General features: G+C 62.3%; 11 protein-coding genes, 1 tRNA gene and 1 pseudogene. 4 read left to right on the top strand and 9 right to left on the bottom strand.

Annotated elements, in window-relative coordinates:
• Positions 1-43 precede the first annotated feature (43 nt).
• The 7 genes from CGA21_RS06805 to fdnG all read right to left on the bottom strand — a co-directional run bounded on the left by CGA21_RS06805 (position 44) and on the right by fdnG (position 9,119).
• Positions 44-139 (bottom strand) — tRNA-Sec (locus CGA21_RS06805).
• 17 nt (positions 140-156) lie between these two features.
• A complete protein-coding gene (gene selB, locus CGA21_RS06800) occupies positions 157-2,064 on the bottom strand; it encodes a selenocysteine-specific translation elongation factor (protein WP_188263832.1) in 1,908 nt (635 codons plus the stop codon).
• A complete protein-coding gene (gene selA / locus CGA21_RS06795; RefSeq protein WP_188263831.1) occupies positions 2,061-3,491 on the bottom strand; it encodes an L-seryl-tRNA(Sec) selenium transferase in 1,431 nt (476 codons plus the stop codon). Before selA ends, selB begins: the two co-directional genes overlap by 4 nt.
• Positions 3,492-3,536: 45 nt before the next feature.
• The gene (fdhE, locus tag CGA21_RS06790) at positions 3,537-4,463 is read right to left on the bottom strand and encodes a formate dehydrogenase accessory protein FdhE (protein WP_110754892.1); all 927 of its coding nucleotides are present in this window, start codon (positions 4,461-4,463) and stop codon (positions 3,537-3,539) included.
• Positions 4,464-4,467: 4 nt separating this feature from the next.
• The gene (locus CGA21_RS06785; RefSeq protein WP_020799205.1) at positions 4,468-5,121 is read right to left on the bottom strand and encodes a formate dehydrogenase subunit gamma; all 654 of its coding nucleotides are present in this window, start codon (positions 5,119-5,121) and stop codon (positions 4,468-4,470) included.
• Entirely contained in the window at positions 5,118-6,053 is a 936-nt protein-coding gene (gene fdxH / locus CGA21_RS06780) for a formate dehydrogenase subunit beta (RefSeq protein WP_110754894.1), read from the bottom strand. The genes CGA21_RS06785 and fdxH overlap by 4 nt, the downstream gene beginning before the upstream one ends.
• Positions 6,054-9,119 (bottom strand): formate dehydrogenase-N subunit alpha, encoded by a 3,066-nt coding sequence (gene fdnG / locus CGA21_RS06775; protein ID WP_146235766.1) that lies wholly within the window; start codon positions 9,117-9,119, stop codon positions 6,054-6,056.
• 220 nt (positions 9,120-9,339) lie between these two features.
• Between fdnG and CGA21_RS06770 the strand changes: the two genes are divergently transcribed.
• Positions 9,340-10,494 (top strand): MalY/PatB family protein, encoded by a 1,155-nt coding sequence (locus CGA21_RS06770; protein ID WP_188263830.1) that lies wholly within the window; start codon positions 9,340-9,342, stop codon positions 10,492-10,494.
• Positions 10,495-10,580: 86 nt separating this feature from the next.
• A pseudogene (locus CGA21_RS06765) lies at positions 10,581-10,667 on the top strand (EfeM/EfeO family lipoprotein); the annotation flags it as partial.
• A 101-nt stretch (positions 10,668-10,768) separates the two neighbouring features.
• Here CGA21_RS06765 and pssA read toward each other — a convergent pair.
• Entirely contained in the window at positions 10,769-12,112 is a 1,344-nt protein-coding gene (gene pssA / locus CGA21_RS06760) for a CDP-diacylglycerol--serine O-phosphatidyltransferase (RefSeq protein WP_020799199.1), read from the bottom strand.
• Positions 12,113-12,315: 203 nt separating this feature from the next.
• Here pssA and CGA21_RS06755 point away from each other — a divergent pair, with 203 nt between their 5' ends.
• Both CGA21_RS06755 and CGA21_RS06750 read left to right on the top strand, forming a co-directional pair.
• A complete protein-coding gene (locus tag CGA21_RS06755) occupies positions 12,316-12,879 on the top strand; it encodes a TetR/AcrR family transcriptional regulator (protein WP_188263829.1) in 564 nt (187 codons plus the stop codon).
• A 56-nt stretch (positions 12,880-12,935) separates the two neighbouring features.
• Positions 12,936-13,412: a DUF1348 family protein gene (locus CGA21_RS06750; RefSeq protein WP_020799197.1), complete on the top strand. Its 477-nt coding sequence runs from the start codon at positions 12,936-12,938 to the stop codon at positions 13,410-13,412.
• A 61-nt stretch (positions 13,413-13,473) separates the two neighbouring features.
• Here CGA21_RS06750 and CGA21_RS06745 read toward each other — a convergent pair.
• On the bottom strand, positions 13,474-13,566 hold a 93-nt coding region (locus tag CGA21_RS06745; protein WP_188263828.1), incomplete at its 5' end, for an IS3 family transposase.

Below are 13,566 nucleotides of genomic sequence, written 5' to 3'. Positions count from 1 at the left end.
GGTACGCAGCACCGCTGGCTCCTGCACCGATGTTCAAGGAAAATGGCGGAAGGTAGCCGGAGTCGAACCTGCCCGGGAACGGATGCCGTCCCCAACCGGGTTTGAAGCCCGGCCGCGCCACCGGGCGCGATTACCTTCCTTTGAACGAACCCCGGATCAATCTTTCGGCCTGCGTGCCAGGGCATTGTCCGGGCGGATCTGGCGTCGATCGCCCACGCGGCGGGTCAGGCCGAGTCGGTCGAAGTACTCAAGGATCTGGATACTGCGCTTGCGCCCCAGGCCCACCGCATCACGAAAGGCCGATACCTCGATGACCGGGTTGTCATCGGCCAGTTGCAACAGCATAGCCGCCAGGCGACGGATCATCGTGTCGGTGTAGAACAGATCACGCACCACCGGATGCAACAGGCCCAGGCGCGCCATTTTGCGCAGCAGTGCGCGCACAGTGGCTTCGTCGTATCCCAGATCGCGCAGCCACGGTGGGTTGAACCCTGCGGTATCGAACCGCGGCTGCAATTGCAGCCATAACGCTTGCTCCTCGTCGCTCAGGCGTACCTCATGCCCCGGCAGGTGCAGCCACGGCCCACTGGCCGCGATGCGTCCGGTGGCCAGCAATTGCTCGAGCAGGCTGATGAATACCGGGCGATCCAGGGCGCTGCTGGCGAATCGGCGCAGGCGATCGCGATCCGGGCCCATGTGGTCCGGTTCCTGTTCATGGAAGCGCGCCAGGTGCTGCTGCAATTGATCCTGCAATGCCTGCCACCGGCTGGCGCTAAACAAGACCGGCGCCTGGCGGGTTTCAATCAGGCGTATGTCGCCGGGCAGCACCCAGGTAGCGCGCGGGCGGTTGAACTGGCGTTCAAGCTGTTGTGGATCGAGCCCGCTGTCGCTGTTGGCCAGTAACGCCGGCAGCGCGTCTTCCAGGCGAGTGCTTGCGGCCAATGCCGTCAGCTGCGCCAATCGCTCGGGGCTACGACGGTGGCGGCTGGGCGCGAAGGGATCGAGAACCCTGCCGCCGCCGAGAGTGCGCTGAGCGCTCTGGTCACGCAGGATCAACCGGTCGCCGAGCACCGCTTGCACCGGCGCATTCACCAGCAGTTGCGCGAACATCCGTTGTCCCGGCGCCAGGCTGTCACCCTCCAGCAAGGCCACCCGCCCGGTGACGTCCCGTGTTCCCAGGTGCACGTGCACCGCTTCGAAGTGTTCGAAGGCACGCGGTTCAGCGGATAACAGCTGCAGGTCGATGTCCAGGCGCTGGGTCGGTGCGTGCAACCACGGCGCCGACAACCACTGGCCGCGGTGGATTTGTGACAACGCCAGGCGTTCGGCATTCAAGTTCAAGGCGACCCGCTGCCCGGCGACCGCCACGTTGGCCGCCTGATTCTGCGCGTGCAGGCCACGAACCCGCACGGTTTTGCCGAGGGGGCCGAGCACCAGGGAGTCGCCCACCGTAACCTGGCCGGACAGCGCGGTGCCGGTCACCACGATGCCCGCACCGGGGACACTGAACGCGCGATCGATGGCCAGGCGAAAACCGCCGTCCTGACTGCGCTGCAGCACTTCGGACTGGGCCTTGAGCAACGCTTGGCGCAGGCTCTGTACCCCCTCCAGGGTCACGCTCGACAACGCAATCAACTGCGCCTCGGCGTACGGGCCGGGCGCCAGCAATGTTGCAATCTGCTCGCGCACAGCCTGCACCCTGGACGGCTCGACCCGGTCGCATTTGGTGATCGCGACAATGGCGCGGGGAATACCCAGTAATTCGACAATGGCCAGGTGCTCCTGGGTCTGGGGCATCACGCCATCGTCGGCGGCCACCACCAGCAGCACCAGGTCGATGCCGTGGGCACCGGCGAGCATGTTATGGGTGAAGCGCTCATGCCCCGGCACATCGATAAAACCGGTCAGGGCCGCACCGGGCTCCAGTGCGGCGTAAAGATAGCCCAGGTCGATGGTCATGCCGCGTTCGCGTTCCTCGCGGCGCCGATCACCGGCCTGCCCGGTCAGTGCCTCGAGCAATGCCGTCTTGCCGTGGTCGATGTGCCCCGCCGTGCCGACGATCACCCTGCCCGGCCCTCCACCTGCAGTTGCTCAAGCTGCGCCAGCCACGCCGGTTCGTCATCCAGTTGGCGCACGTCGAGCCACAGCGCGTCGTCATCGATACGCCCCAGCACCGGTATCGGCAAGGCTCGAAGGGCTTGTTCCAGATTCAATAGCGCGCGCCCGCGCTGACGCTTGGAAGTATTGGCGCGCAGGCATAACGCGGCACTCGGCAAGCGTGCCACCGGCTGGCTGCCACTGCCGATCATCCCCAGCGCAGGCACCGCGCTGACACTCCAGCCCGCGCCCAACCGCGTGGCCAGCGACGGTTGCAGGCGCTCGGCCTGGGCCAGGATGTCGGTTTGCGCACGGGTTAGCAGGCGCAGGCTGGGCAGTCGCTCGGCCAGGCGGTCCGGGTTGCGGTACAGACCCAGCACCGCTTCGAGGGCGGCCAGGGTCAGTTTGTCGACCCGCAGCGCCCGTTTCAGCGGGTTCTTCTTGATCCGTGCAATCAGGTCCTTGCGGCCGACAATCAACCCGGCCTGGGGACCGCCGAGTAATTTGTCGCCGCTGAACGTGACGATGTCCGCGCCATCAAGCAGGGCCTGGCGCACCGTCGGTTCGGCCGGCAAGCCCCAGCGGGTCAGGTCCAGCAGGCTGCCGCTGCCAAGGTCTTCAAGCAGTGGCAAGCCATGTTGATGGGCCAGGCGCGCCAGCTCGACGGTCGGCACCCGGGTGGTGAACCCCTCGATACTGTAGTTGCTCGCATGTACCCGCATGATCAAGCCGCTACGCGCGCCGATCGCGGCTTCATAGTCGCGGGCATGGGTGCGGTTGGTGGTGCCGACTTCAACCAGCTTGACCCCGGCGCGCGCCATGATGTCGGGGATGCGAAAGGCGCCGCCGATTTCGATCAGTTCGCCCCTGGAGATGATGCCTTCCTTGCGCGCACCCAGGCTGTTGAGGGTGAGCAGCACCGCGGCGGCATTGTTGTTGACCACGGTCACCGCTTCGGCACCGGTCAGCTCGCGGATCAGGCCCTCGATCAGATCGTCGCGGTCGCCGCGTTTACCGCTGTGCAGGTCGAACTCCAGGTTCAAAGGATAGCGCGCAGCCATTTGCACGGCGTCGATCGCTTCCTGCGGTAACAAGGCGCGCCCCAGATTGGTGTGCAGGACCGTGCCAGTGAGGTTGAACACCCGACGCACCTGACTGCGGTGCTGGCTGGCCAGACGCTCGCCCGCCCTGCCCGCCAGTACTTGCGGGGTGAGTTCGACCGCGTCGAGTTGCCCTGCCAGGACCGGTTGGCGCAAATCGTCGAGCAACTGGCGCAGGCTGGCGAGCAAGGCGTCGCGCCCATAGCGTTCGGCCAGCGGCTGGCAGGCCGGATGGCGCAGCAGGCTGTCGATGGAAGGCAGTCGCAAGGCTTGGCGGGTGGATCTGGCAGACATCAGGCGCTCCGGCAAACGTTGACCGCCTGAGTGTAGACGTTCGCTTCAATCGCCCCCGGGTGCCAGCAGCAGGTTGGGCGCAGGGCGCGCAAACCCCTCCTGTTCCAGGCGCATGTCGAGCATCAGGCTGCTCAGGTCCGCGGACAGCGCTTCGCCCTCGGCGTCGCATTCCAGGTACAGCTGCTTCAGATAACTGCGACAACCGGGGCAGGTTTCGGCGCGTAACGGTGCCTTGTCCGCGGCGTGACGGTCGGTGTCGAGGCTGACGTATTGCAGGCCTTTGCTCTGCTCGCAATACACACACTTGACCCGCACTACATGCCATTCACAGGCACACAGCGAGCACACCAGATAGCGCAAGCCGTTGTACTTGCCGCGATGGCGGATCACCCCAGCCATGGCCGGTGAGCCACACGCCGGGCACTGGTTAAGACTGTTGCCGGGTTTCAAGGTGAGATCGGGGGTACTCAGCAGCCAATGGCTCCACGCGACTTGCAACGCAGCCCCCAGAAATGGCACCAGCGCCGCCGGCAGCAAGGCGAACTGTCCGCTGACCAAGGCTATCGCCCACGCCTTGCGCTGCCCGACGTTGGCCTCACGCAAGGTTGCCACGGCGTTTTCCACCGCCGGTTGCGCCGGTGGCTGATAGCGCTGCAACAGCGCTTGCAGGTACGCCAGCCACGCATCCTCGCGCACCAGGCTGTCGGCGGAGAACGGTGGCAGGCCGTGATCCAGGCACTGCCTGACGCGTTGCGGGTCCGGCTGTGCCGCCTCGGGTGGATCGTCCATCAGACGTTGCTGCACGTTGCACAACCCCGCCACCAGACGCAGGTAATCGGCCAACGGATGGCCGTCGGCAAGGCGCTCCAGGCGCGATGCACGCAAGGCAAACAGGTTCGGCGGTGGCAGGTGCAGAAACGGCGGCGATGTCGCCGCCGCTTCGATTTGTCCCGGCTCCAGGATCGTGGCCAAGTGGTTATCCTTTTCTGTTCAGCGGCGGATCGGGACGCTCATCCCGGGTCACTTCACGGTACCAGAGCTCATGGTGTTTCTTTGCCCAGGCGCGGCTGACCCAACCATGCAGCATGGCGCTGACCGATCCCTTGATCCAGATGCCGGCGTAGATGTGCACGATGATGCTCAGGATCAGCACGAAACCGGCCAACGCATGCAGCAGCATTGCCCAGCGAATGCTGGTGATGCCGAAATAGGCGCTGAAGTAGGCGCGCCAGATCACCAGCCCGCTGAACAACAGCACCAGCATGCACAGCAGTAAAGTCCAGAACAGCAGCTTTTGCCCGGGATTGTATTTGCCGATGGCAGGCACGCCCTCCTCTTCATTTTTCATCACCCGGTCGATGCGCCGCAGCCACAATCGATCATTGGCGATAAAGATATTGGCGCGCCAGAAACTCAGGACCAGGCCGAAGAAAAACACGAACATCAGCACGCCCATGAACGGGTGCAGGATGCGCGTCCACGGCCCGCCACCGAACAGGTTGCTCAACCAGAACAGCGCCGGATGGAACAGCGCCAGGCCCGATAACCCGGCCATCAGGAACAGAATCGCCACCAGCCAGTGGTTGGTGCGCTGGTTGCTGGTGTAGCGCAGGATCTGTTTGCGGATCATGGCCTGTCCTCCCGCTTCGGATCATAGGTATGCACCGATGGATCGACTTCATGCACCGCAGGATCGCTCGACGGCGGCCGTTCATCTTCCTCGACCACCTGTGGCCCGACGCGCACGTAATGGAAGAACCCGGCCAGCACCGCCGCGCCCATGGCCAGCAGCGCCAGGGGCTTGCTGAGCCCCTTCCACAGGCTCACCAACGGGCTGATGACCGGATCGCTCGGCAGTCCGGCGTACAGCCTGGGGGTGTCGGCGTGGTGCAGCACATACATCACGTGCGTGCCGCCAACGCCCGCGGGGTCGTACAGGCCGGCGTTGTCGAAGCCACGACTCTTGAGGTCGACGATGCGCTCGGCGGCATGTTCCTTCATGTCCTGCTTGGAGCCGAACACGATGGCGCCGGTCGGACAGGTTTTCACACAGGCCGGTTCCAGCCCCACCGCCACCCGATCCGAGCACAAGGTGCACTTGTAGGCCTTGTGGTCCTTCTGCGAGATGCGCGGAATGTTGAACGGACAACCGGTGATGCAGTAGCCACAGCCGATGCAGTGATCCTGGTTGAAGTCGACGATGCCGTTGGCGTGCTTGATGATCGCCCCGGGACTGGGGCACGCCGCCAGGCAACCGGGTTCGGCGCAATGCATGCAGCCGTCCTTGCGGATCAGCCATTCCAGGTTGCCGGCGTCGGTTTCGTGCTCGGTGAAACGCATCAGGGTCCAGGTTTCTGCCGTCAGGTCCTGCGGGTTGTCGTAGGTGCCGAGGTTGTGCCCGACCTCGTCGCGCAGCTCGTTCCATTCCGAGCAGGCGACCTGGCAGGCCTTGCAGCCAATGCACTTGGTGGTGTCGATCAGCTTGGCGACTTCCTCCAGGTTGCGTACCGATGGCGGCACAGTAGTGGTGGCCGAGCGGGCAATGATGTCTTGGCTGGCCATTTAGACTTTCTCCACGTTGACCAGGAATGACTTGGATTCCGGGGTCTGGGTGTTGCCATCGCCGAGGAACGGCACCAGGGTATTGGTCAGGTAGCCGTGGCGCGTGAGCCCGGTGAATCCCCAGTGCAACGGGATACCGATCTGGTGCACGATCTGATTGTTGACCTGCAACGGACGAATCCGCTTGGTCACCACCGCCACCGCCTCGATAAAGCCTCGCTTGCTGCTGACCCGCACACGGTCGCCAGCGACGATGCCGAGTTCCCTGGCCAGCACTTCGCCGATTTCGACGAACTGTTCGGGCTGGGCAATGGCGTTGAGCTTGCAGTGCTTGCTCCAGAAGTGGAAATGCTCGGTCAGCCGGTAGCTGGTGGCGGCGTAGGGGTAATCCTTGGCCACACCCAGTGTGTCCCATACCGAATCAAAGATCCGTGCCGCCGGATTGCTGGTGGCTTTCTTGTTCTGTGGGTGCAGTGGGTTGATGCCGATCGGCGTCTCGAATGGCTCGTAGTGCTCGGGGAATGGCCCCTCGTTCATCTTGTCGACGGCGAAGAACCGCGCCACGCCTTCGGGGTTCATGATGAACGGATTCATGCCCGCCTCCGGCGCCACGTCAGCTTTGTAGTCCGGCACATCGGTACCGGCCCAGGCCTTGCCGTTCCACCACACCAGGCGCTTTTTATCGTCCCAGGGCTTGCCTTGCGGGTCGGCCGAGGCGCGGTTGTAGAGAATCCGCCGGTTTGCCGGCCAGGCCCAGGCCCAACCCTGGTGCTGGTGCATGCCGTACGGGTCGTTGTTATCGCGGCGGGCCATCTGGTTGCCCGTTTCGGTCCAGCTGCCACAGAAAATCCAGCACCCGGACGCCGTACCACCGTCGTCCTTGAGCTGGCCAAAACCGGCCAGTTGCGCGTTGCCCTTGATAAGCGCCCCCGTGGCGTCGGTAAAGTCGGTGACAGCGTAACCGTTGATCTCCTTGGCCAGTTCTTCCGGTGACGGTTCGTCAGGCACCTTGTACGGCCACGACAGTTTCAGCAACGGGTCGGGATAGGCGCCGCCTTCAGCCTGATAGCGCTGGCGCAGGCGCAGGAACAACTCGCTCATGATACGAATGTCGGTGTACGCCTCCCCAGGGCCATCGGCGCCCTTCCAGTGCCATTGCAACCAGCGACTGCTGTTGACCAGCGAGCCGTCTTCCTCGGCAAAACAGGTGGTGGGCAGGCGAATCACTTCGGTCTGGATCGCGGAGCTGTCCACGTCGTTATAGGGCCCGACCTTTTGCCAGAACTCCGAGGTTTCGGTGGCCAGCGGGTCCATCACCACCAGCCATTTGAGCTTGGCCAGTGCGGCCATGACGCGGTTCTTGTCCGGCAACGCGGCAATGGGGTTGAAACCCTGGCACATGTAACCGTTGACCTTGCCTTGGCCCATCAGGTCGAACACCTTGAGGATGTCGTAGTTGGGAATGTCCAGTTTCGGCAGATAATCAAAGGCCCAGTTGTTTTCCAGGGTGGCATTGGCCCCGTACCAGGCTTTCATCAGGCTGACGTGGAATTTACTGTAGTTCTGCCAATAGGACAGTTGACCAGGCCGTAACGGTTTTTGCGTGCGCTTGAGGATATAGGCGTTGTAGTCCTGCTCGCCGTCGCCTGGCAGCGTGAGGTAGCCCGGCAGCGAATTGGACAGCAGGCCGAGGTCGGTCAGCCCCTGGATATTGGAGTGCCCCCGCAAGGCATTCACCCCACCGCCCGGCATGCCGACGTTGCCCAGCAACAGTTGCACCATCGCCGCGCTGCGGATGATCTGCGCGCCAATCGAGTGCTGGGTCCAACCCAGTGCATAGAGGATGGTCATGGTCTTGCCCGGTTGCGAGCAAGTGGCGATTTCCTCCCAGATTTTCTGCATGGCATCGACCGGCATGCCGCAAATCTGGCTCGCCAGTTCGATGTTGTAGCGGCTGTAATGCTGCTTCATCAGTTGATAGACGCAGCGCGGGTCCTGCAGGGTCGGGTCGGTCTTGACGAAGCCGTCTTCGCCCAGGTCATAGCCCCAGCCGGATTTGTCGGCGTACACACGCTTGGCCGCGTCATAACCGCTGAAAATCCCGTCCTCGAAGCCGTACCCGGGTTTGACCAGGAACGACACGTCGGTGTAGTTGCGCACGTACTCGTGCTGGATCTTGTCCTCGGTCAGCAGGTAATTGATCAGCCCGCCCATGAAGGCGATGTCGGTGCCAGTGCGGATCGGCGCGTAATAGTCGGCCACGGAGGCCGTGCGGGTGAATCGCGGGTCGACCACGATCAACCGAGCCTTGTTGTGCGCCTTGGCTTCGGTCACCCACTTGAAACCACAGGGGTGCGCCTCCGCTGCGTTGCCGCCCATTACCAGAACCAGATTCGCGTTGGCGATATCGGTCCAGTGGTTGGTCATGGCACCACGGCCGTACGTCGGGGCAAGACTTGCCACCGTCGGGCCGTGTCAGACACGCGCCTGGTTATCGAACCCCAGCATGCCGAGACTGCGAACCACCTTATGGGTGATGTAGCCCGCTTCGTTGGACGCCGCCGATGCCGCGAGGAATCCGGTGGTCAGCCAGCGGTTGACCGTCTGCCCCTGGGCGTTCTTCTCGATGAAGTTAGCGTCGCGGTCAGCCTTCATCAGGTCGGCGATGCGATCAAGCGCTTCATCCCAGGAGATTCGCGTCCACTCGCTGCTGCCGGGCTTACGCACCTGCGGATATTGCAGGCGGCTGGGACTATGGATGAAGTCCAGCAGGCCTGCGCCTTTGGGGCACAGGGTGCCGCGGTTCACCGGATGGTCGGCGTCACCTTCGATGTGGATGATATTTTGCGCGACATTCTTGGCCGCATCGCCCTGGCTGTACATGATCACCCCGCAACCGACCGAGCAATACGGGCAGGTGTTACGGGTTTCATGGGTGTGGGCAAGCTTGAAATGGCGCACTTGCTCGGCGAAAGCGGCAGTCGGGGCCATGCCCAACGCGCCCAGGCTCGAGCCTGCAAGGCCGATACCGGCGACCTTGAAGAACTGACGACGGCTGAGGTCCATCGTGCACTCCTTAACAGGTGGAAATCCGGTACGTTGCCGGATTTTTCTGGACAATCACGGTGGCGGCAGTCTCGCTACCGACACCTGAAACTGTAGACAATGGGTAGGCGTCTTGTGTGAAAACCGACCGTCGGGCAACCATCGATATCCTTGCTCGCACCCACAGGGGCTTGGCGATTATCATGGTTGCCATTCCAACCCAGCGTTTACGAGACTGCGCATGACTTTCGATTTTGATCAGGTGTTCGACCGCCACGGCACTGGTAGCACCAAGTGGAGCCGTTACCCGGCCGACGTGCTGCCGATGTGGGTCGCCGACATGGATTTCGCCGCGCCGCCGATGATCATCCAGGCCCTGCAAAAGCGCCTGGAACACCCGTTGCTCGGCTACAGCGTGGCCAAGGACGATTTGCGCGAGGCCATCGTTGCCGATTTGTGGAACAAGTACGCCTGGCGCGTCGAGCCGCAAGAGCTGATCTTCCTGCCGGGCGTCGAGTCGGGCTTCAACATGGCGCTCAAGGCGCTGGTACAGCCGGCACAGAATGTAGTGGTGCAGGTTCCCAACTACCCGCCCCTGCGTCACGCAGCGGGTCATTGGGGCCTGAACAAGGTCGAGCTGAGCTTCGACCCGCAACCCGACGGCACCTACGCCACGCCATTGGCGACCTTGAATGAGTCCCTGCAAGGCGGCGGTGCGCTGCTCCTGAGCAACCCGCACAACCCGTTGGGCAAAGCCTTCGCTCGGGATGAACTGCAGGCTATTGCCGACATCTGCCTGGCCAACGAAGCCTGGATCATCTCCGACGAGATCCACGCCGAACTGTGCTTCGACGGTCGCCAACACCTGCCCATGGCGTCCCTGAGCCCGCAAATAGCCCAGCGCACCATCACGCTGATGTCGGCCAGCAAGGCCTACAACATCGCCGGCCTGAAAACCTCGTTCATGATCATCCAGGACCGCCACCTGCGCGAGAAGGTCAATCATGCCCGTTGCGGCATGGTCGACAGCGTCAACCCGCTGGGCATGGAAGCGACCCGCGTCGCCTACAGCGAAGCCGCCCCCTGGCTGGTCGCGCTGAAGGACTACCTGCAGGGCAACCGCGATTACCTGGTCGACGCCGTGCGCAGCCGTTTGCCGGGCATTACGATGAATGTGCCGCAAAGCACCTACCTGGCCTGGCTCGACTGCTCGGCCCTGGGGCTGGACAACCCGCAACAGTTTTTCCTCGAACAGGCCATGGTCGGCTTGAGCCCGGGCCTGGATTTCGGCGATGGCTGCCAACAGTTCGTGCGCCTGAACTTCGGCTGCCCGCGGTCGTTGCTGGAGGAAGGGATTGCTCGGATGGAGCGCAGTTTGCGTCACCGTAACGGCTGATCCCGATTTGCCCGCGAAAAACGATATCGCGGTGCAACAGACACGCCGGCAAGCCTGGCTCGCCTGTAGGAGTCAGGCTTGCCGGCGAAGACGATCGCAAGGCGCTGGTCGGGCCGGTGAATAGGCTGGCTGAAGATCTGTCGACGTTCCGGGGCAAGCTTGGGTTGAACTGAGTCTTGTAGCGTCTGGACGGACGTCTTCGCTGGCAAGCCAGCTCCTACAGGTGATCGCATTCCCCTGTAGGAGCTGGCTTGCCAGCGAAGCTTTTATGGTCCTACAGAATGCGGTAGAGCAACCGCTCGATGCGCACCCGGCTTACCCGCTTGAGAAACTTCGCCACCCCCGCCGGGTAATCCGGCAGGGTTTGCAGGTCCTGGTAGCGCTCGATGCGCCGGGTGTGCTCGAAGATCTGTGCAAGCTCGGTGCGGCGGGGTTCGAGCAATTCGTTTTGCGGATCATCGATCAGCAAGGCGTTTTCCAGATCGAGACGAAACGCCCGCGGATTTAGGTTGTTGCCGGTCAGCAAGGTGTAGCGCTGATCGACCCACATGCCCTTGAGGTGGTAGGTGTTGTCGCCGTCCTTCCACAAGTGCAGGTTCAACTGGCCGCTGTCGATGTTGCGCTGATGCCGCTTGGCAAAGCGGCGCAAGCTGATTTCGTAGAGATACGGCAGCGCCGAGATCACCTTGAACGGCTCGCTCGGCGGGATGTAGAAGTCGTTGGCGGTCTTGTCTCCGACCACGATGTCGATCTTCACCCCCCTGGCCAGCGCCCGGTTGATTTCCCGGGTCACCGCCAAGGGCAGGTTGAAGTACGGCGTGCAGATGGTCAGCTGCTGCCGGGCGCTGCCGATCAGCTCGCCAATCACCCGGCTCAACGGATTGTTCTTGCCTACGCCCAGCAGCGGGCTGACCGACAGGCCATCTTTGTCCGTGGTGCCCTGGGTCGTGTCGTAGGCCGCGTGCTTGAGACGGCTGCGCAGGTCGCCGATGTCGTTGCGCAGGCTGCGGGTGGTCGGCAGGTTTGGCAGGTCCAGGCGATGCACCGCCTTTGAAGCCACCAGGCCGTGCTGTACCAGGTGATGCATCGAGTCGGCCAGCGCGCGATTGTGCAGCAGGTGGTAACGGTCGTACCGGTACTTGTCGAACTTGTGCAGGTAGACGTTGTTCAGGCTCGCACCGCTGTAGATCACGCAGTCATCGATGACAAAACCCTTCAAGTGCAACACGCCAAACAGCTCGCGGGTTTGCACGGGCACGCCGTACACCGGCACGACGCTTTGGTGGGTGCGGGTCATTTCCTGATACCAGGCCGAGTTGCCCGGCTGCTTGCCGGCACCGATCAGCCCGCGCTGGGCGCGCAGCCAGTCAACGACCACCGCCACTTCCAGTTCCGGCCGTGCCAGCTTGGCCGCGTGCAAGGCGTCGAGAATTTCCTGGCCGGCCTCGTCCTGTTGCAGGTACAGCGCAACGATATAGATGCGCTGGGTGGCGCTGGCGATTTTTTCCAGCAGGCAACGGCGGAACTCGGCGGCGCCAGAGAGGATGGTGACGGCATCGGCGGTCAGCGGGAAACTGCGCAGTTTGGGCAGCAGGGGGCGTTTGAAAAGCGACGGCATAGGGCTCGCAATGGGTCGAATCCGAAGAACCCGAGAGCTTACACCATCGTTCGGTTCGGGTCTTGCGATGAGGCTCATACCCTATAGAAGATCGCAGCCTTCGGCAGCTCCTACAGAGATCAGTGTAGGAGCTGCCGAAGGCTGCGATCTTTTGATCTCAGAAACAGGTTGACCATGGAGAACGATCGTTCTACTGTATCCACATGAACAAGATAACCAGCAACGACACACGCGACATCATTCTGGATGTCACCGAAAAGTTGATCTACAAAAGTGGCATTGCCGCCACGGGCATGGATCTCCTGGTGAAAACCGCCGGCGTCTCCAGAAAAAGTATCTATCGCTACTTCGCCAGCAAGGAGGAGCTGACCGTCGCTGCCCTGCAACGCCGGGATGAACGCTGGATGCAGTGGTACAGAAGCGAAGTCGGACAGGCCCAGACGCCAGCCGAACGCCTGCTCAACCTGTTCACCGTACTCACGTCCTGGTTTGCCAGCGAAGGTTTTCGCGGCTGCGCATTCATCAACACCAGCGGTGAAACCGGCGATCCGCAGGACCCGGTGCGCCTGGTCGCCAGGGACCACAAACAGAAGCTGCTCGACTACGTGTGCGAGCTGTGTACCGAATATGGCGCTGAAGATCCGCAGATGCTGGCCAAACAGCTGCTGATCCTGATTGACGGAGCCATTACCGTCGCGCTTGTCATGGGTGACCACAGGGCTGCCGATAATGCGCAATGCATGGCGCGGAAGTTATTGGACCTGTAATAACTTGATCAAGACCGACAACTTGTTTGAACTTTAATTTAATAGGGAGACATGAAATGTCTAACGCCGAAGTTCGTCCGCCATTGCCGCCGTTCACCCGTGAATCGGCCATTGAAAAAGTTCGCCTGGCCGAAGATGGCTGGAACTCCCGCGACCCGGAGCGCGTTTCGCTGGCCTACACCCTGGACACGAAATGGCGAAACCGCGCCGAGTTCGCCTACAACCGCGAAGAAGCCAAGGGCTTTCTGACGCGCAAATGGGCCAAGGAACTGGATTATCGCCTGATCAAGGAGCTTTGGGCGTTTACCGATAACCGCATCGCCGTGCGATATGCCTATGAATGGCACGACGATTCGGGCAATTGGTTCCGCTCCTATGGCAACGAAAACTGGGAGTTCAACGAAGACGGCCTGATGGCGCGGCGCTTCGCCTGCATCAACGACATGCCGATCAAGGAAAGCGAGCGCAAGTTCCACTGGCCGCTGGGGCGTCGTCCTGACGACCATCCGAGCCTGTCGGACCTCGGCCTGTAACCCGGCACTGATCGTTCCCACGCAGAGTGGACTGACCCCGAAATGTTGGACGATCGTAAATCTATACCTGAACAGATCGAGCCCTGTATTCAACAGGGCTCAGTCCGTTTAGCTTCAGTTTGATGCGTTGGTGATTGTAATAGTGGATGTAGTC

Origin of the sequence: Pseudomonas sp. PSB11 (assembly GCF_014596605.1) — a bacterium.
In the GTDB taxonomy this organism is placed as follows: domain Bacteria; phylum Pseudomonadota; class Gammaproteobacteria; order Pseudomonadales; family Pseudomonadaceae; genus Aquipseudomonas; species Aquipseudomonas umsongensis.
Note: the sequence above shows the minus strand (reverse complement) of the source record. Positions and strands in the feature narration are given on the sequence as shown.